The sequence below is a fragment of the Geodermatophilus sp. SYSU D00708 genome, from assembly GCF_054050115.1.
In genome coordinates, this window is sequence record NZ_JBJGYS010000023.1 from 18,791 (window position 1) to 36,632 (window position 17,842).

16 protein-coding genes are annotated in these 17,842 nt (G+C 76.2%); 7 read left to right on the forward strand and 9 right to left on the reverse strand.

The window, feature by feature from the left end:
* The first annotated feature begins 108 nt into the window (after positions 1 to 108).
* The 5 genes from ACI79D_RS18135 (at position 109) to ACI79D_RS18155 (ending at position 4,620) form a co-directional block, all read left to right on the forward strand.
* The gene (locus tag ACI79D_RS18135; protein WP_456919863.1) at positions 109 to 1,677 is read left to right on the forward strand and encodes an HNH endonuclease signature motif containing protein; all 1,569 of its coding nucleotides are present in this window, start codon (positions 109 to 111) and stop codon (positions 1,675 to 1,677) included.
* Between the two features lie 154 nt (positions 1,678 to 1,831).
* On the forward strand, positions 1,832 to 2,455 hold the full coding sequence (locus ACI79D_RS18140; RefSeq protein WP_456919864.1) for an antibiotic biosynthesis monooxygenase: 624 nt from the start codon (positions 1,832 to 1,834) through the stop codon (positions 2,453 to 2,455).
* 79 nt (positions 2,456 to 2,534) lie between these two features.
* Positions 2,535 to 3,155 carry a hypothetical protein gene (locus tag ACI79D_RS18145; protein ID WP_456919865.1) on the forward strand — a complete coding sequence of 207 codons (621 nt, stop codon included), beginning with the start codon at positions 2,535 to 2,537 and terminating at the stop codon, positions 3,153 to 3,155.
* Between the two features lie 98 nt (positions 3,156 to 3,253).
* Positions 3,254 to 3,874: an antibiotic biosynthesis monooxygenase gene (locus tag ACI79D_RS18150; protein WP_456919866.1), complete on the forward strand. Its 621-nt coding sequence runs from the start codon at positions 3,254 to 3,256 to the stop codon at positions 3,872 to 3,874.
* 125 nt (positions 3,875 to 3,999) lie between these two features.
* The gene (locus tag ACI79D_RS18155; protein ID WP_456919867.1) at positions 4,000 to 4,620 is read left to right on the forward strand and encodes an antibiotic biosynthesis monooxygenase family protein; all 621 of its coding nucleotides are present in this window, start codon (positions 4,000 to 4,002) and stop codon (positions 4,618 to 4,620) included.
* 96 nt (positions 4,621 to 4,716) lie between these two features.
* Here the strand turns inward: ACI79D_RS18155 and ACI79D_RS18160 are convergent, their stop codons facing one another.
* The 6 genes from ACI79D_RS18160 to ACI79D_RS18185 all read right to left on the reverse strand — a co-directional run bounded on the left by ACI79D_RS18160 (position 4,717) and on the right by ACI79D_RS18185 (position 10,813).
* The gene (locus ACI79D_RS18160; RefSeq protein WP_456919868.1) at positions 4,717 to 5,784 is read right to left on the reverse strand and encodes an acyl-CoA dehydrogenase family protein; all 1,068 of its coding nucleotides are present in this window, start codon (positions 5,782 to 5,784) and stop codon (positions 4,717 to 4,719) included.
* Complete coding sequence (locus ACI79D_RS18165; RefSeq protein ID WP_456919869.1) at positions 5,781 to 6,941, reverse strand: acyl-CoA dehydrogenase family protein; 1,161 nt, start codon at positions 6,939 to 6,941, stop codon at positions 5,781 to 5,783. Before ACI79D_RS18165 ends, ACI79D_RS18160 begins: the two co-directional genes overlap by 4 nt.
* Positions 6,942 to 7,017: 76 nt before the next feature.
* Complete coding sequence (locus ACI79D_RS18170) at positions 7,018 to 7,338, reverse strand: hypothetical protein (protein WP_456919870.1); 321 nt, start codon at positions 7,336 to 7,338, stop codon at positions 7,018 to 7,020.
* Between the two features lie 62 nt (positions 7,339 to 7,400).
* Complete coding sequence (locus tag ACI79D_RS18175; RefSeq protein ID WP_456919871.1) at positions 7,401 to 9,692, reverse strand: SpoIIE family protein phosphatase; 2,292 nt, start codon at positions 9,690 to 9,692, stop codon at positions 7,401 to 7,403.
* An 8-nt stretch (positions 9,693 to 9,700) separates the two neighbouring features.
* Positions 9,701 to 10,507 carry an alpha/beta fold hydrolase gene (locus ACI79D_RS18180; RefSeq protein WP_456919872.1) on the reverse strand — a complete coding sequence of 269 codons (807 nt, stop codon included), beginning with the start codon at positions 10,505 to 10,507 and terminating at the stop codon, positions 9,701 to 9,703.
* Between the two features lie 150 nt (positions 10,508 to 10,657).
* Positions 10,658 to 10,813: a hypothetical protein gene (locus tag ACI79D_RS18185; protein ID WP_456919873.1), complete on the reverse strand. Its 156-nt coding sequence runs from the start codon at positions 10,811 to 10,813 to the stop codon at positions 10,658 to 10,660.
* A gap of 221 nt (positions 10,814 to 11,034) precedes the next feature.
* Here ACI79D_RS18185 and ACI79D_RS18190 point away from each other — a divergent pair, with 221 nt between their 5' ends.
* Entirely contained in the window at positions 11,035 to 12,039 is a 1,005-nt protein-coding gene (locus ACI79D_RS18190) for an alpha/beta hydrolase (protein WP_456919874.1), read from the forward strand.
* 132 nt (positions 12,040 to 12,171) lie between these two features.
* On the forward strand, positions 12,172 to 14,469 hold the full coding sequence (locus tag ACI79D_RS18195) for a HelD family protein (protein WP_456919875.1): 2,298 nt from the start codon (positions 12,172 to 12,174) through the stop codon (positions 14,467 to 14,469).
* 51 nt (positions 14,470 to 14,520) lie between these two features.
* Here ACI79D_RS18195 and ACI79D_RS18200 read toward each other — a convergent pair whose 3' ends face one another.
* From ACI79D_RS18200 to ACI79D_RS18210, 3 genes are all read right to left on the reverse strand, one after another.
* On the reverse strand, positions 14,521 to 14,730 hold the full coding sequence (locus tag ACI79D_RS18200) for a hypothetical protein (RefSeq protein WP_456919876.1): 210 nt from the start codon (positions 14,728 to 14,730) through the stop codon (positions 14,521 to 14,523).
* A gap of 104 nt (positions 14,731 to 14,834) precedes the next feature.
* Positions 14,835 to 16,070 (reverse strand): cytochrome P450, encoded by a 1,236-nt coding sequence (locus ACI79D_RS18205; protein ID WP_456919877.1) that lies wholly within the window; start codon positions 16,068 to 16,070, stop codon positions 14,835 to 14,837.
* A 102-nt stretch (positions 16,071 to 16,172) separates the two neighbouring features.
* Entirely contained in the window at positions 16,173 to 17,786 is a 1,614-nt protein-coding gene (locus ACI79D_RS18210) for an SIR2 family protein (protein ID WP_456919878.1), read from the reverse strand.
* Positions 17,787 to 17,842: the final 56 nt, after the last annotated feature.

Here is a 17,842-nt window from a genome sequence, read left to right on the forward strand (position 1 = left end):
CTCCCTGTCTGCGCGGCGCGCCTGACAGGGGGGTCCTCAGCGGTTCTCGCTCCTTCGGACCTGTCGTACGGCGTCGGAAGTGTCGTACCCGCAGGTCAGGATGGGGTCGTGCTCGACACCCAGCCGCCGCGGCCCCCGGACCCCGGGGTGCCGGTCGACGTGCGGCCGGGCGACCTGGGCGGGCCGGGTAGCGAGCTGGAGCACGTGGCCGACATCTGGGCCGCCGACGCCGCCGCCGCCCGGGCCGCCGCGGAGCTGGCCGTGTGGATCGCCCAGCTGGCCCGCCGGCGGCGGATCGACCGGCAGCAGGCCGACGTCGAGGTCGGCCCGGCCGGGCGCCCGGGCCGGGACACCCTCGACCGGCGCCCGCCGTGCCTGGCCGACGTGTCGGAGACGTTCGTGCCCGAGCTGGCGCTCATCCGCGGCTGCACCGAGGCCGAGGCCGCCGCCCTGGCGGTGGAGTCCCTGGTGCTGGTCGAGCGCCTGCCCGAGGTGTGGAGCGCGCTCTACGCCGGGCGGATCGACCGCCGCCGCGCGGCGGTGCTGGCCGACCTGCTCGGCGAGGTCATCCCCGAGGTGGCCGCCCGGGTGCTGGCGGTCGTGCTGCCCGGCGCCGGCGCGCGCCCCGCCCCGGCGCTGCGCGAGCGCACCCGCCGGGTGCTCGCCCGCATCGACGCCGACGCCCTCGACCGCCGCCGCCGCGCCGCCGCCGCCCGCGCGCAGGTCCGCGTCCAGGCCATGGACGAGGGGCTGAGTGCCTTCATCGCCGAGATGCCCACGCCCGCCGCGCACGCCTGCGCCGACGCCGTCGCCCGCTACGCCGACCTGCTGCGCGCCGGCGGCGACGACCGCCCGATCGGCGTGCTGCGCGCGCAGGTCACCCGGGACCTGATCCTGCGCCCCTGGGACACCACCCGCCCGCCGGTCACCGCGCACCTGACCATCCACGCCGCCCGGCCCGCCCTCGACCCCGCCGCCGAGCACCAGCCCGCCGCCGAGATCAACGGCGCGGTGGTCACCGCCGCCCAGTGCCGGGAACTGCTGGCCCAGCTGGACATGCTCGGCCTGCGCCCGGCACCCCGCGGCGGCAGCACCACCGTGGCCGTGCACGACCCGGCCGACGGCGCGCTGCTGGCGGTGGCCACCCGCGCCCAGCTGGCCCGCGCCGCCGGCGCTCCCCGCCGCCACCGACGCCGACGAGGTCCCGACAGAGAAGTCGACACGGCGACAAGCCCACGAAGCGACTCCGCGACACCTCGACCAGCCGACACGGCGACCGACGCCCCACCCGACGGTCCCGGGCTGCGGCCACCCCCACCGACGCCCCGCTACCGGCCCACCGCCGCCCAGCGCCGCTTCATCCGCGCCCGCGACCGCCGCTGCCGCTGGCCCGGCTGCCGCCGACCCCCGGCCCGCCACGACCTGGACCACGTCCGCCCGCACGCCGACGGCGGCCCCACCGCCTGCACCAACTTGTGTTGCCTGTGCCGCACCCACCACCGGATCAAGACCTTCGCCCGGCACTGGCACGTCGACCTGCTCCCCGACGGCCGGCTGCTCGTGCGCACCCCCACCGGCCTGACCCGGATCAGCACCCCACCCGGCTGCTCCCTCGACCCCGAACCCGACCCACCCTGGCTCGACGAGACCGCCCCACCCGACCCCCGAGCCGGCTGACCACGGGGCTGAACGGTGCGTCCGGCGCGGCGCAGGCCCCTTCCCTCCCCCGTCCCGCGCGAGGACGCTGGGTCGCGCGGCGATGCCGCAGGGGCACCGCCGTTCCCGCCGGGCCGCCGTCCCGGCGGAGTCGTTCCCGGAGAGGAGTGGTGGCATGTACGCCCGCTCGACCACCATCCAGGGCAACCCGCAGGCCATGGACGAGGGGATCGCCTACGTCCGCAACGAGGTGATGCCCCTGGTCCAGGGGATGGACGGCTGCATCGGCCTGTCGATGCTGGCCGATCGGGAGTCCGGCCGCGCCGTCGTGACGACCGCGTGGCGGGACGCCGACTCCATGCACGCCAGTGCCGAGGGCGTCCGCTCCTCGCGGGAGCGCGCCGGGCAGATCTTCGGCGGGCAGCCCGACGTCCACGAGTGGGAGATCGGGGTCCTGCACCGGGCGCACGAGGCACCCGAGGGCGCCTGGACGCGGGTCACCTGGGTCCGCTGCGAGCCCGACCAGATGGACCGCACCCTCGACGCCTACAAGATGGTCTTCCTGCCGCGGATGGAGGAGGAGTACCGGGGCTTCTGCAGCATGAGCGTCCTGGTCAGCCGCGCCGAGGGGATGGGCGTCTCCGCCGTGACCTTCGAGAGCCGCGAGGCGATGGAGGGCGCACGGGAGTACGCCCGCGCCATGCGGGACGACTTCGTGGCGCGCACGAACGCGGCCATCACCGACGTCCAGGAGTACGAACTGGTGCTGGCCCACCTGCGGGTCCCCGAGACCGCCTGACCCGGGCTCCGGACGGTGCCCGGCCACATCGGGGCGGGCACCGTCCGGAGCGCTTCCCGCCCCCGGAAGGAGCAGCGGCGTGTTCGCGCGTGCGACCACCATCCGCGGCAACCCGCAGGCCGTCGACAACGGGATCGCCTACCTGCGTGAGCAGGTGATGCCGGTCCTCGACCGGACCGACGGCTGCCTCGGCCTGTCGATGCTCGCCGACCGCGACACCGGCCGGTGCATCGCCACGACCGCGTGGGAGGCGGAGGCGGCGCTGCACGCCAGCGACGACGGCCTCCGGCCCCTGCGCATCCACCTCGCCGAGGTGCTCGGCGGCTCACTGGCCGTGCACCGGTGGCAGATCGCCGTCCTGCACCGGGAGCACCAGGCCCCCGACGGTGCCTGCACCCGGGTCACCTGGGCCCGCACCGACCCGACGAACCTGGACCGGGTCGTCGACGCCTACCGGCTGACCCTGCTCCCCCACCTCGAGGAGGTGGACGGGTTCTGCAGCGCGAGCCTCATGGTGGACCGGCAGGAGGGCCGCACCGCCGGCGCGGTCACCTACGTCGACCGGGAGACCGTCGAGCGCTCCCGCACCGACGCGACGACGGTCCGCGAGGAGTTCGCTGCGGCCGTGGGCAGCCAGATCGTCGACGTCGCGGAGTTCGAACTGGTCCTCGCCCACCTGCGGGTGCCCGAGACCGCCTGAGCGGGGACCGACGTCGTTGCCACCCCCCTCCCCGGCGAGGAGGCTCTGCAACGCGGCGATGCCGCAGGGGCACCGCCGCCTCCCGGGAGGAGAGTGGCATGTACGCCCGAACGACCACCGTGCGCGGCAACCCCGGGGCGATCGACGAGGCGACCGCCTACATGCGGGACGAGACGATGCCGCAGGTCCAGCAGATGGAGGGCTTCGTCGGCCTGTCCATGCTCGCCGACCGCGACTCCGGCCGGTGCATCGTGACGACCGCCTGGCAGACCGAGGAGGCGATGCGGGATTCGATGGACCGCGTCGGCCCGCTGCGGTCGCGTCTCGGCACGATCCTCGGCGGACAACCGGAGGTGCAGACCTGGGAGATCGCCGTCCTGCACCGCGATCACCAGGCGCCCGACGGCGCCTGCACCCGCGTGACCTGGAGCCGCACCGACCCGGCGAACGTGGAGCGGGTCGTCGACGCCTACAAGCTGAGCCTGCTGCCCCGGCTGGAGGACATGGACGGGTTCTGCAGCGCCAGCCTGATGATGGACCGGCGGGAGGGCCGCGGCGCCGGCGCGGTGACCTACGCCGACCGGGCGACCCTGGAGCGGTCCCGCACGAACGCGACGGCGGTGCGCGAGGAGTTCGCCGCCGCGATGGGCGCGCAGATCCTCGAGGTGGCCGAGTTCGAGCTGGTCCTGCACCACCTGCGGGTGCCCGAGACCGTCTGACGAAGGACCCCGTCCTCCTCGGGTACCGGGGCCCGAGGTCCGTAGCCACCCTCTCGCCCGGCGAGCAGGCTCGGGTGTGCGGCGATGCCGCAGGGGCGTCGCCGCGCACCGAGAGGAGTGGTGGCATGTACGCCCGAACGACCACCATCCGCGGCAACCCCGGGGCGATCGACGACGCGACCGCCTACCTGCGCGACGAGGTGATGCCCGCGGTCCAGGCGATGGACGGCTTCGTCGGGATCTCACTGCTCACCGACCGCGACACCGGCCGCTGCATCGTCACGACCGCCTGGCAGACCGAGGAGGCGATGCGCGCCACGATGGACCGGGTGGGCCCGCTGCGCGACCGGGCCGCTCAGATCCTCGGCGGGCAGCCCGAGGTGCGCGGCTGGGAGATCGCGGTCCTCCACCGGGTCCGGGAGGCACCGGCCGGCGCCCGGGTGCGGGTCACCTGGCCGCGCATCGAGCCGGCCCGGGTCGACGAACTCCTCGAGACCTACCGCATGGGGGTGCTGCCCCGGCTGGAGGACATGGAGGGCTTCTGCAGCGCCAGCATGCTGCTGGACCGCCGGGAGGGGCTGGGGGCCGGGGCGGTCACGTTCGCCGACCGTGCGGCCCTCGACCGCAGCCGGGACCCCGCCGCCGCCATCCGGGAGCGCACCGCCCGGGAGATGGGGATGGAGTTCCTCGACGTCGCGGAGTTCGAGTTGGCGCTGGCGCACCTGCGGGTGCCCGAGACCGTCTGAGAAGGCGGACCCCCTGCCCCCGCCGCTCGCAGGCTCGCGACGGGACCCGGCAGGGGCCGCCGTGGGGCGGGGACCGCCGGCCCCCGCCCCGCGGCTTCAGAGAACCCGGGTCAGCGCCGGCCAGAGGTCGTCGCCGCCGGCGAGCAGCCTCCTGCCGAGCACCTCGGCCCAGGTGCGCTCGCTGCCCGCCTCGTCCCGCCACGACCAGCACCGCCGGGTGAGGTGGTGCAGCCGGTGCTCCTGCGTGAACCCGATCGCGCCGTGCACCTGGTGGGCCAGCCGGGCCACGACCTCGACCGCGGCGCCGGCCCGCACCTTCGCCGCCGCGGCCGCGAGGACGACGTCCTCCCCGCGCGCCAGCCGCTGGACGGCGGCGTCCACCAGCGCGCCGACCGCGGTGACCTCGCCGGCCATCTCCGCGAGCTCCATCTGGATGGCCTGGAACCGCGCCAGCGGCCGGCCGAACTGCTGCCGCTCGCCCGCATAGCGCACCGTCGCCGCGAGGACCTCCTCCAGCGCCGCGGCCAGCTGCACCGACCGCGCCAGCGCGTACCGGGCCCGCACCTCGTCGGCGCGCGCCGGGCTGAGCAGCGCACCGGCGGCCGGCGCCTCGGCGAGCACGAGCGACCCGCGGGGCTCACCGGCCAGGTTGCGCGCCTCGCTGGTGTCCAGCCCGGCCACGTCGACCAGCGCGAGGACCGCGCCCTCGATCCCCCGCGGCGCGGCGGCGAGGACGGCCACGTGCCGCGCCACGCCGGACCACGCCACGTCGGTCGCGGTGCCGGTCAGCGCCCAGCGCCCCGGCCCGTCGCCGTCGTCCACCGGCTCGGCGAGCACCGCGCCCTCGGTGGCGACCGTCAGCGGCTCCTCGACCGGCGGCAGGTCGAGGTCGGCGGCGAGCAGCGTGGGCCCGGCGACCAGCAGCTGCTCGGCGACCGGCACCGCCGCGGCACCGGCGGCCAGCGTCCGGACGACGGCCACCGCGTCGGCGAGCTCGCCACCCGAGCCCCCGGCCTCCTCGGGGAGCCCCACGCCGGTCAGCCCGGTGGCGACCAGGTCGGCCCACAGCCCGGCGTCCCACGACTGCTCGGCGGTGAGCGTGAACGGCTCGTGCGCGGCGAGGATGTCCCGGACGGTCTCGACCACCAGGTCCTGGTCACTCATCGGAGTCCGAGCCCCCTCGCCACGATCCCCCGCAATATCTCGTTCGTCCCGCCGCGCAGCGTGTAGCCCGGCGCGTGCAGCTGCGCCTCGGCCAGTGCCCGCCCGAGCGGGTCCGGCGAGTCCAGCGACGCGGGCACGTCGACCACCCGCCGCACCTCGTCGATCACGTCGGCCTCGAACGTGGTCCCGACGTCCTTGACCAGTGCCGCGGGGATGTCGGGCAGCTCGCCGCGGTCCAGCGCCGCGGCGATGCGCATCGACAACTGGCGCAGCGCCAGCAGCCGCGCCGACAACCGGCCCAGCGCGGCCAGCTGCGCCGGGTCCCCGGAGTCGCGGGCGCGGCGGGCGAACTCGGCGACCAGCGGGTAGGTCGACAGGAACCGCTCCGGCCCGCTGCGCTCGAACGCCAGCTCCGCGGTGACCTGGTGCCAGCCCGCGCCCTCCTCGCCGAGCAGCATGTCCCCGGGGACGACGACGTCGTCGAACACCACCTCGTTGAAGTGGTGGCCGCCGTCGAGGATGCGGATCGGGTTGACCGTGATGCCGGGCAGCGACAGGTCGACCAGCAGCTGGGAGAGCCCCGCGTGCCGGTTCGCCGGGTCCGCGGGCGAGGTGCGCACCAGCACGATCCCGTAGTGGGAGGCGTGCGCGTTCGACGTCCACACCTTGGCGCCGGTGACCACCCAGTCCCCGTCGCCGTTGCGGGTCGCCCGGGTGCGGATGGAGGCGAGGTCGGAACCGGAGTCCGGCTCGCTCATGCCGATGACGAAGTAGCACTCCCCCGCGGCGATGCGCGGCAGGATCGCCTGCCGCTGCGCCTCGGTGCCGTAGCGCAGCAGGTTCGGCCCGGACTGCCGGTCGGCGATCCAGTGCGCGGCGACCGGCGCCCCGGCGGCGAGCAGCTCCTCGGTGACGGCGTAGCGCTCCATCGCCGTCCGTTCGTGCCCGCCGTAGCGCTTCGGCCAGGTCATCCCCAGCCACCCGCGCTCGCCCAGCTTGCGGGAGAACGCCGGGTCGACGCCGGACAGCCAGGTGTCGACGTGCGTGCTGAACGTGCCGGCGGCCAGCTCGGCGGCGAGGAACTCGCGCACCTCCGCCCGCACCCGCTCGGCGGCCTCGGACGGTGGCGCCGGCGCCAGGGTCAACGAGCTGGTCATCCGGTGCGACTCCCCACGTCGGTGTGGCCGTGCACCCCGGTTCTACAGGGAGCCGCCGGGACAGGGGCGCGCCGGGTCAGCGCTCGGGGTCGTCGTCCGCCTCGGTCCCGCGGGTGAGCTGTCGCAGCTCCGAGACGACGTCCCCGGCGACCGTCGCCAGGGAGGTCACCGCGCCGGACACCAGCCGCCGCACGCCCGAGCCGTCCAGGCCGAGCAGCGAGCCGAACCCGGCGGCGACGTCCACGCCGGGGAAGGTCGCCGCCGCCCCGCGCCCGTTCCCTTCGGCCAGCTCCGGTGACCAGCGCATCGCGTCGCCGGACATGGTGATGTCGCCGGTGGCGCCGTCGATCGACTCGATGACCGGGTTGGTGGTCCCAGGGTTGGGGGAACGCTCCATCGCCGCCTCCCGCGCCGCGCGTGGTGCTCTGCGCCGATGGTCGCGCGCACGGAGCCGCCGCGCTAGGGCGTGTCGACCCCGGGCGCCCGGGTGATCGCGAGCAGCGCCACGTCGTCGGCCCGGACGCCACCGGCCAGCTCCGCCAGCAGCCGGTCGCAGAACTCGTCGAGGTCGTCGGTCGCCACCCGCACCGAGGTGTCCCGCAGCGCGGCCAGGCCCACGTCGACGTCGGCGTCCCGGCTCTCCACCAGCCCGTCGGTGTAGAGCAGCAGCGTGGCCCCCGGTGCCAGCACCCCGGTCCACTCCCGCGTCGGTGCCGGGGACGGCGGGGCACCGAGCATCCGGGTGGGCTCGACGTCGAGCAGCGCGGCGTCCCCGCCCGCGACGACCAGCGGCGGCAGGTGCCCCGCGGAGGCCACCTGCAGCCGGCCGCTGCCGGGGTCGAGCGTGCCGAACATCGCCGTCGCCATCCGCTGCAGCCCCAGCATCGACCACGCGGACTGCAGCCGGTCGACGACCGCGCTGGGGGTCGCGCCGTCGGCCAGCAGCGCCCGGTGGACGCTGCGCAGCTGGCCCATGACCGCCGCCGCGGTGATGTCGTGGCCCACCACGTCCCCCACCGCCAGCGCCACCCGGTCGCCCGGCAGCGGGACGACGTCGTAGAAGTCGCCGCCGACGTCGGCCCCTCGGCTGGCCGCGAGGTAGCGGACCGCGACCCGCAGCCCGGGCACCGGCGGCGGGGCGGGCGGCAGCAGGTTGGCCTGCAGGGTGTGCGAGGTCCGCGCCTCGAGCTCGAAGCGCTGCCCCTTGTCGACGACCTGGGAGACCTGGAGTGCGAGCTGTTCGGCGACCTCGACGTCGGCCGGGGTGAGCGGTCCGCGCCCCCGGTCGGTGCCCAGCGTCAGCACGCCGAGCGGGCGGCCCTCCGCCGCGGTCAGCGGCACGCAGACCAGGTCGACCAGCTGCAGCGCCCGGGCGATCTCCAGGTGCCGCTCGTCGGTGGCGACCTCCGCCAGCCAGGCGTCGGTGATCTCGCGGACCCACACCGTGCGCCCCTGCTCCATCGCCTGCACGCTCGGGTGGGTGGGACTGCGCGCCGGCAGGTGCCGCTCCTGCAGCTCGTGGGCCAGCCGGCGCCGGCCCGGGTCGGCGTGCCGGGCCGCCGGGCGGCTCAGGCCGTGCTCGGTCACCAGGTCGATCACGCACAGGTCGGCCAGCCGCGGCACCGCCAGCTCGGCCAGCCGCTCGGCGGTCTCCGTCACGTCCCGGGCCGAGGCCATCAGCCGCGCGGCGTCGAGGAGGAACGCCGACCGCTCGGCCTGCCGCGCGGTCTCCTCGTGCAGCCACACCCGCTCCAGGGCCTGCCCGGCCTGCCGGCCGACGGTCGCCAGCAGGTCGAGGTCGGCCTGCGGCAGCGCGCCCCGCTGCCCCGGCTCGGTCAGGTCGACGAGCTCGCTGTCCCCGGCCGCGCCCAGCAGCAGCACCAGCGCCCCCAGGTGACGGCTGTCGGCGTTGACCGAGACGACGACCAGCGACTCCTGGCCGGCCTCCTCCATCGCGGCGGCCAGGCCGGGCCACACCGACCGCAGGCCGGCCCCCAGCGGCACCGTGTGGACCCCGCCCTCGCGGACCAGCTCGGCGCCCCCGACCGCGGCCGCCTCCATCTCCCGCAGCAGCTGCGGGGGGATGCCCTCGGCGGCGACCAGCTCGATGGGCGGGACGGACCGTCCCGGGCGCGCCGCGCCCCGCCGCTCGGTGGCCAGCCACAGCCCGGCGCCGCCGGCTCTGACGGCCGACCGGCTGCGGGAGACCACGACGCGCGCCACCTCCCGCGCCGAGGTGGCCGCCGCCAGCTCCGACACGGTCTGGTGCAGCGTCGCCGACCGCGCCTCGGACTCCGCCGCCGCGCGCTGGGCCGCCAGCAGCGCACGCTCGTACCGTCGCCGGGACGTCGCCTCGAACACCGTCGCCCGCACCAGCAGCGGCGCACCCGAGGCGTCGCGCACCTCGACGGCGTTGACCAGGCACGGCAGCAGCGAGCCGTCGGCGCGGGCGACGTCGAGCGCCACCTCCCGCACCGCGCCCTGCATGCGCAGCAGCGGCGCCATGTGTGTCTCGTAGAAGACCCGGCCGCCGATGCTGAGCAGCTCCTGGAACCGGGTGCCGAGCAGGTCCCCGGCGTCCCGGCCGGTCCACTCGCAGAACGTGCGGTTGACCTTGACCACGCGGCCGTCGGGCAGCGCCGAGAAGTAGCCGCACGGCGCGTTCTCGTACAGGTCGGCCGGGTCCTCCTCGAGCAACCGCTGGAGCACGGCCGGGTCGTCCGGCCGCCGACCGCCCACGGGCTGTTCCACGACAGGCCTCACCCGCCGAGGCCGGAGAGGAAGGCCCGGATGGCGGCGGTGGTCTCCTCGGGGGCGCTCAGGTGCGGGCAGTGCCCCGTCGCGGCCAGCTGGGTGAACACGCTGCCGGGGACCTGCCGGTGCACGAACCGGCCCACCGCCTCCGGCGCGATCGCGTCGGCGCTGCACTGCAGCACCAGCGTCGGCACGTCCACACCGGGCAGGTCGGCGCGGTTGTCGGAGAGGAACGTGACCCGGGCGAACCGGCGGGCGATGTCGGGATCGGTGCGGCAGAAGCTGTTGGCCAGCTCCTCGGTCAGCTCCGGCCGGTCGGGGTTGCCCATGACCACCGGGGCCATCGCGCGCGCCCAGCCGAGGTGGTTGCTGTCCAGCGCCTCGAGCAGGCCTACGACGTCGGCCCGGGAGAAGCCGCCGGTGTAGTCGCCGTCGTCGACGTACCGGGGGTTGGGACCGATCATCACGTGGGCGCCGAGCAGCCCCGGTGCCAGCCGGCCGGCGAGGACGCCGATCATGGCGCTCACCGAGTGCCCGACGAACACCACGTCCGCCAGGCCGAGCTCCCGGCACAGCTCGACGACGTCGGCGGCGTACCCCCGCAGCGAGCCGTACTTGACCGGGTCGTACGCGGAGAGGTCCGAGCGCCCGGCCCCGACGTGGTCGAAGAGGACGACGCGGTGGTCGGTCTCGAACTGCGGCGCGACGAACCGCCACATCTCCTGGTCGCACCCGAAGCCGTGCGCGAAGACCATCGGCCGCGCGCCGGCGGCCCCGGTCACGCGGACCCGGTTCCGCATGATCACGCCCACGGAACGACCGTATACGGACGGCGCCCCGGCTGTCCCCCGTCTCCTCGCGCCGTCCACGCGCCCAGGCGTGTCCGCCCCCGGTCGGCCGGCCGGCGGCCCCGTCCAGGGCGCCGCGACGGGCCCGCGACGGGCGGGGAGGGTCAGGTCCTCTCAGTAGCGGGAGGTGCCGCAGTCCGCGCAGCGCTTGCGCGGCGGCTTCGTCTCCCGGTGGCAGTTCGGGCAGGTCCAGGTCGTGCGGTCCGGACGCGGGCGGCTGCGGGAGCCGGAGGCGCGGCGGGCCGAGCGGTCAGCGGTGGGTGCGGTCATGGCTTCCTCCTGGGGTGTGCACGACCGACGGTAGGGAGTGGACATGACGTCGAGATGACCTCCGAGTTGCCGTCGCGGTCACCGACTGTGATCTGGTCCAGAGTCCTTGGTCCCGGCAGGCGCAGCGCCGCACGGCGCCCGGTCCGAGCCCGCGGGGGTTGGCCGACCGGTGCACCCGGCACCACGATGGGGCCGCCGTCCGCCCGCGCCCTGGAGGTCCCGTGACACTGACGTCGCCGTCCGCCCGCCCCGACACCGAGATCGGCCCGCCGCCCCCGTTCGACCCGGAGTGCGCGGTCGCGCTGGAGCAGTTCGCGGCGTTCACCTCGACCCCGCTCACCGCGGACCTCATCCCGGCGCTGCGGGAGAATCCGCTCACCCCGCGGCCGACCGACGACGAGCTCCGCCGGGGCGGCGCGTTCACCCTCGAGGAGCGGTCGGTACCCGGCCCGGAGGGTGCGCCGGAGGTCTCGCTGCTGATCTGCCGGCCCACCGCCGCCACCGGCCCGACCGCGGCGATCTACTTCACGCACGGCGGCGGGATGATCATCGGGGACAACCGCTCCGGCGTCCTCGGCGCGCTCGAGCACGCCGAGGAGCTCGGGATGGCCGTCGTCTCGGTCGACTACCGGCTGGCACCCGAGACGCCGCACCCCGGCCCGGTGGAGGACTGCTACGCCGGCCTGGTCTGGACCGCCGAACACGCCGCCGAGCTCGGCATCGACCCGGCGCGGATCGTCGTCGGCGGCGTCAGCGCCGGCGGTGGGCTGGCCGCGGCGCTGGCCCTGATGGCCCGCGACCGGGGTGGCCCGCCGCTGCTCGGGCAGCTGCTGCTGTGCCCCATGCTCGACGACCGCAACGACACCGTCTCGGCCCACCAGATGGCCGGTCGCGGCGTGTGGGACCGCACCGCCAACGACACCGGCTGGACGGCGCTGCTCGGCGACGCCCGCGGCGGCCCCGACGTCTCCCCCTACGCAGCGCCCGCACGGGCCGCCGACCTGTCCGGCCTCCCGCCGACGTTCCTCGACGTCGGCTCCGCGGAGACCTTCCGCGACGAGGACGTCGAGTACGCCACCCGCATCTGGCAGGCCGGCGGGATCGCCGAGCTGCACGTGTGGCCGGGCGGGTTCCACGGATTCGACGGGTTCGCCCCCGACGCGACCATCTCGAAGGAGGCGCGCGCAGCACGCACCCGCTGGCTGCGCCGGCTACTGGGCAGCTGACCGCGGCACGACGCACCCGAGGACCCGGGCCGGGCGCAGGGGTCCTCGGGTGCGTCGGCGGCGCGGATCGGGAATGTCGGGGCACCATGGGCGATTGCTCCTTCGCCGAGATCCCCGACAGAGAGACGCGCAGTGCCGACGACGCAGCCCGATGTCGTTCCCCATCCCGAGCTCGACACCGAACAGCAGTACGTGGCCGACCTCTACGGCCGCCTCGACGCCGCCCGCGACCTCGCCTCGCAGCGGCTGAGGCAGGCCATCTCCTGGCCGGCGGTCGACCCGCAGGCGTTGCAGGAACGCGACGCCACCGTGCGGTTCCAGACCGAGCGGGTCACCGCCCTCGACGCCGCCGAGGCCGGGTTGTGCGTCGGCCGGATCGACCGCACCGACGACGGCCCGCTCTACATCGGCCGGATCGGGCTGGCCGCCGACGACGCCGGCGGCGATCCCGCGCTGGTCGACTGGCGGGCACCCGCGGCCCGGCCCTTCTACACCGCCACCCCGGTGCACCCGCTCGGGGTGTCCCGCCGCCGGCACATCCGCACCCGCGGGCGCCGCGTCGTCCGGCTGGACGACGAGGTGCTCACCGACGGGGTCGCCGGCTCTGGGCTGACCGGCGAGGCGGCGCTCATGGCCGCGCTCGACACCGCGCGCACCGGCCGGATGACCGACATCGTCCGCACCATCCAGGCCGAGCAGGACCGCATCATCCGCGCCGACGACCGGGGTGTCCTGGTCGTCCAGGGCGGGCCGGGCACCGGCAAGACCGCCGTCGCCCTGCACCGCGCGGCCTACCTGCTCTACACCCACCGCGAGCGGCTGGCCCGGCGCGGCCTGCTGGTCGTCGGGCCCACGCCGACGTTCCTGCGCTACATCGCCGACGTGCTGCCCTCGCTCGGCGAGACCGGGGTGCTCCTGGCCGGGCTGGGCCAGCTGCGCCCGGGCCTGGACGCGCGCGGGACCGAGTCGCCGGAGACCGCGGCGGTCAAGGGCCGGCTGGAGATGGTCGAGGTCCTCGAGCGCGCCGTCGCCGCCCGGCAGGTGGTGCCGAACTCCCCCGTCGAGGTGGTCGTCGACGGTTTCGCGCTGCGGCTGCGCCCGATCGACGTGAAGCGTGCGCAGACCGGGGCGCGCAAGGCCGACCGGTTGCACAACCTGGCCCGGCCGGAGTTCGCCCGCCGCATCGTCGACACGCTCACCAAGCGCTACGCCGAGCGCATCGGCACCGACGTGCAGGGCGGGGGCAGCCTGCTCGACCGCGAGGACGTCGCCGCGCTGCGCCGCGAGGTCGCCGCCGAGCCCGCCGTCCGGCTGCTCGTCGACGACCTGTGGCCGGTGCTGACCCCCGAACGGCTGCTCACCGAGCTGTACGCCGACCCGGCCCGGATCGCCGCCGCCACGCCCGGCTGGGACGACGCGACCCGCGCGCTCCTGCACCGGCCGCGCAGCGCCGCCTGGACCCCGGCCGACGTCCCCCTCCTGGACGAGGCCGAGGAGCTGCTCGGCTTCGACGACAGCGCGCAGCGGGCCCGCGAGGAGCGCGACCGCCGCCGCCGGCTGGCGCAGGCGCAGGAGACCCTCGACGTGCTGCACGGCTCGCGCTCGATCGACCTCGAGGACGAGCACCTGGAGGCCGAGGTGCTCAGCGCCGGTGACCTGATCGGCGCCGAGGAGCTGGCCGAGCGGCAGCGCGCGGTCGACACCCGCACGACCGCCGAGCGGGCCGCCGCCGACCGCACCTGGACCTTCGGGCACGTCGTCGTCGACGAGGCGCAGGAGCTCTCGCCGATGGCCTGGCGGCTGCTGGTCCGCCGCTGCCCCACCCGCTCGATGACCGCCGTCGGCGACCTGGCCCAGACCGGCTCACTGGCCGGTGCCGCCGCCTGGGACGAGACGCTGCGCCCGCACGTCGGCGACGCCTGGCGGCTGGAGGAACTGACCGTCAACTACCGCACGCCGGCCGAGATCATGGCGGTGGCCGCCGACGTGCTCGCCGCCGCCGGCAACGGCGCCACCGCGCCCCGCTCGGTGCGGCCGGGTACCGCCGCGCCGTGGGCCGAGGTGACCGGCCAGGAGAAGCTGACCGGCCGGGTCGCCGAGCTCACCGCGCAGCTGGCGGAGCACGAGGGCACCACCGCGGTGATCGTCCCGGCGAGCCGGGTCGACGAGGTCACCGACGCGGTCGCGGAGCGGGTGGCGGGCGTCTCCAGCGGTCCGGACGCCGACTCCTCGACGGGCCCGGTGGTGATCACGCCGACCGAGGCCAAGGGGCTGGAGTTCGACAACGTGCTCGTCGTGGACCCCGCGGGCGTCCTCGACGAGGGGGTGCGCGGGCACAACGACCTCTACGTCGCCCTCACCCGGGCCACCCAGCGGCTCGCCGTCCTCTCCCCCGGCGCGCTGCCCGCCGAGCTCGCCCGCCTGGCGTAGTCCTCGGAGGGGCAGAAATGGCCATTTCTGCCCCTCCCGGGTCGGGTGGGCTCAGGGGTGGCCGGCGTGGCGGTGCCGGGTCAGCGCGTCGAGGCCCTCCTTGACGCCGCAGAGGGTCGCGGCCGCCACCAGCAGCAGCGCGCCGAGGCCGACGAGGGCCGGACCGGTCATGGAGGCCATGTCGATCTCGGCCCACACCACGCCGCCGACCAGCGCGAGCAGCCCCACGACACCCACCGCCGCAGCCCAGACCTTGCACATTCGCGCCTCCCCCAGCCCGACCGGCTCTGATCTGACCACGGGCCGCCGGCGGCCGGGAGTCGCCCCCGGCGTGGCCGCTTCGGAGCGCGACCACGCCGCTGCGGTCACGCCGAGCCCCGCACGCGCAGCACGACGCCCGACGCCGGCCGCGCCGGGATCCGCCGCAGCGAGATGGTGAGGTCCTGCTCGGGGACGTCGGCCCGCAGCCGGGCCAGCCGGACGGCGAGCGCCGCCAGCACGGCGACCACGACCTGCTCCCCGGGGCAGCGGTGGTTGGTGCGGGGGTCCCCCGCACCCTGCGGCACCAGCTCGAAGGCGCCGATCTCCCGGTCGAGGAAGCGCTCGGGCCGGAAGGCGTAGGGGTCGCCCCACAGGTCGGGGTCGTGGTCCTGCCCGTAGAGGTCCAGCAGCACCATCGCGTGGCGCGGGATCCGCTCGCCGTCCCACTCGACCTCGCGCGGCGCGCGCCCGCCGATGAACGGCGCGAAGGGGTAGAACCGGCGGACCTCGTGCGCCCACGCCTCGGCGAACGCCGGGTGGTCCGACGCCAGCCGCTCGCGGTACTGCGGCCACCGGACGAGCGCGTGCCCGGAGAACGCGAGGAACCAGCTGATCGCCACGGTGGGCCGGACGACGTTGAGCAGCTCGACGGCGGCCAGGTGCGGGTCCAGCTGCTCGCCGTCGGCGTCCCGGTGCCGCGCGACGACGTCGACCACCGACCCCGCGGGCACCGTCGTCCCGCCGCCGCGCACCTCCTCGACGAGCCGGGACAGCCGGGCCTCCTGCCGCCCGCGGGAGCGCCGGGCCCGCCAGTGGCGGGGACCGCCGGTGGCGAAGCCGTCGACCATCGCGGTGAGGTCCCGCGCCACCCCGGGCACCTCGTCGTCGGCCAGCGGGATGCCCGCCCAGTCGTGGACGGCGCGGGTGAGCACGACCCGCGCCTCGTCGAAGAGCACGATCTCCTCCCGCGCGGCCCAGCCGGGCACGGCGGCGTCCCACGCGGCGGTGACCCGCTCCACCAGCGGCGCGGTGCGCTGCGGGTCCATCAGCAGGGCCACGAACATCGCCTTGCGCACCCGGTGCTCGTGCCCGTCGAGGGTGTGCACGGCGCCCTTGCCGAAGAGGGTGCCCTGCACCGGTTCCGGGATGGCGTGCGCGCGCCGGACGTGGTCCTCGTCGTAGAGGAAGCGGGCCGCGTCGGGGCCCTCGATGCCGAACGCCGGCAGGCCTCCGAGCCGGGTGGCGACGGTGCGCCGGCCCAGCGTCCGCCGCTTGTCGGGCAGCCAGGCGTATCCCTGGGTCAGCAGCTGGACGCTGTTGTCGAGGCGGGGGCGGCGCATGGCAGCACCCGTGCCCAGCCGCGACGGTGGGTAACCAGGCGGTCCGCCCCGTCCAGAGGCTCGCCGCGAGCCTGCGCGCGGTGGGGAGGACGGGGTCCTTCCTCAGCCGGGCCGCTGCTCCTGGACCCGGTCGTCCTGGCGGTGGGTGGCCTCGTCGGGCGGCGGGCGGTCGTCGCCGGCCCGGGAGCCCAGCCGGCGCAGCAGGGCGGCGACCTCCGCGGCGGCCGTGCTGCGGAACCCCGCCGGCAGCACCTGCTCGACGCGGCCCAGCGCCTCGGCCAGTGCCCGCTCCTCCTCGTCGAGCATCCCGCGGTAGGCGGGGTCGAGCAGGTAGCCGGTGGGCGGGGTGGACAGGCAGCCGATCAGGTCGAGCACGACCTCCAGCAGGCGGGCCGCCTCGGCCGGCCGGGTGTCGGCCGGCGCCATCGCGACGGTCTCCACGTCCTGCTCCCACAGCCGCGCCCGCGCCCGGTCCTCGCGGAGGGTGAGGACGGTGCCGTTGCGCCGGCGGGGGGCCGCGCCGGGCGCCTGGATCGCACTGCGCACCTGGTGGGCGATGCGGATCAGGTCGTCGTCCTGCATCGAGGTCCCGACGAACAGCACGTGCCGGGTGAGCAGCATCGAGTGCAGCACGCCGGCCAGCGCGGCCCGCGTGTCGCCGAACTGCAGGTACTCCTCGCGGGTCAGGACGACGCTCTCCGGATGGGCGGCGTCGCCGTGCAGCTTGAGCAGCCACGGCCGGCCGGGCTCGGGGTCGTCGAAGGGCAGCACCGCCACCGACCGTCCGATGTCACGGGCCGCGGTCTCGACCAGCGGGTCGTAGTTGGTGGTGACGAACTCCTGCACGGGCAGGTCGGCGAGCAGCGCGTGGGCGAGCGCGTAGTGGCCGGGACCGAAGCGCTCCTTGACGAAGCACTCCAGTTGCCCGCGGCCCAGCTCGCGGGCCAGCAGCGCGGCGGCGTCCTGGGCGGGCAGCCGGGCCAGACCAGCGCGCAGCCCGGCGCCCAGCCCGGACCGCTCGGCCAGCTCGTCGAGCAGCTGCTCCCAGGTCGGCAGGCCCGCCGCGGCGCTCACCCCGGCGCCCACGAACGCGGCCAGCTGCCCGCGCCGGGCCCGCTCGCCCAGCTGCCCGGCCAGGTCGCGCAGGTGCTCGGGGAGGTCCCAGCCGCCGTCCTCGCCGCGGCGCACCCGCTGCGCGGCGGCCAGGTCGCTGGGCCCGCGCAGCACCAGCGCGACGTCGAAGCCGTGCTCGGTGGCCGCCTCGCGCAGCACCGGCAGCAGCCGCTGCAGGAGCTCGCCGCGGCGGCCGGCGGCTCCACCCCAGCCGGTGCCCAGCGCCGGCAGCGCCACCAGCCGGCGGGCGCGCCCGTGCACCGGCTCGGCCACCTCCCGCCGGGCGACGGCGGCCAGCGCCGCACGGGCGCCGTCGAGCAGCCACGGCAGGGCGTCGTCCCCCTCGTCCCCGTCGCCGGCGACGGTGTCGACCAGCCAGAGGCGGGGGTGACGGTCGTCGCAGGGGACCTCCAGCACCCGCTCGTCGCCGTGCCACCGCAGGTCCAGGCAGACCCCCTCGCCGTCCTCGTCGGCGACCAGCTGGGCGGGCAGCAGCTCCCGCCACCCCGCGGTGACCCGCAGCGCCCGGTCGGTCGGCACGAGGACGTCGTCGCACACCAGGTGGCGCAGATCGGCGCCGACCACGAAGACGTGTCCGGTCACGCAACGGGGGTTCCCGGCGCCGTCCCCCCGTAACCGGAACGGTGCCGACCGTCGGG

Coding starts and splice junctions, on each gene's coding strand:
- ACI79D_RS18150 (WP_456919866.1), top strand. CDS start 3,254: ATGTACGCCCGAACGACCACCGTGCGCGGCAACCCCGGGGCGATCGAC.
- ACI79D_RS18205 (WP_456919877.1), bottom strand. CDS start 16,070: ATGCGCCGCCCCCGCCTCGACAACAGCGTCCAGCTGCTGACCCAGGGA.
- ACI79D_RS18200 (WP_456919876.1), bottom strand. CDS start 14,730: ATGTGCAAGGTCTGGGCTGCGGCGGTGGGTGTCGTGGGGCTGCTCGCG.
- ACI79D_RS18185 (WP_456919873.1), bottom strand. CDS start 10,813: ATGACCGCACCCACCGCTGACCGCTCGGCCCGCCGCGCCTCCGGCTCC.
- ACI79D_RS18165 (WP_456919869.1), bottom strand. CDS start 6,941: ATGACCAGCTCGTTGACCCTGGCGCCGGCGCCACCGTCCGAGGCCGCC.
- ACI79D_RS18170 (WP_456919870.1), bottom strand. CDS start 7,338: ATGGAGCGTTCCCCCAACCCTGGGACCACCAACCCGGTCATCGAGTCG.
- ACI79D_RS18140 (WP_456919864.1), top strand. CDS start 1,832: ATGTACGCCCGCTCGACCACCATCCAGGGCAACCCGCAGGCCATGGAC.
- ACI79D_RS18160 (WP_456919868.1), bottom strand. CDS start 5,784: ATGAGTGACCAGGACCTGGTGGTCGAGACCGTCCGGGACATCCTCGCC.
- ACI79D_RS18155 (WP_456919867.1), top strand. CDS start 4,000: ATGTACGCCCGAACGACCACCATCCGCGGCAACCCCGGGGCGATCGAC.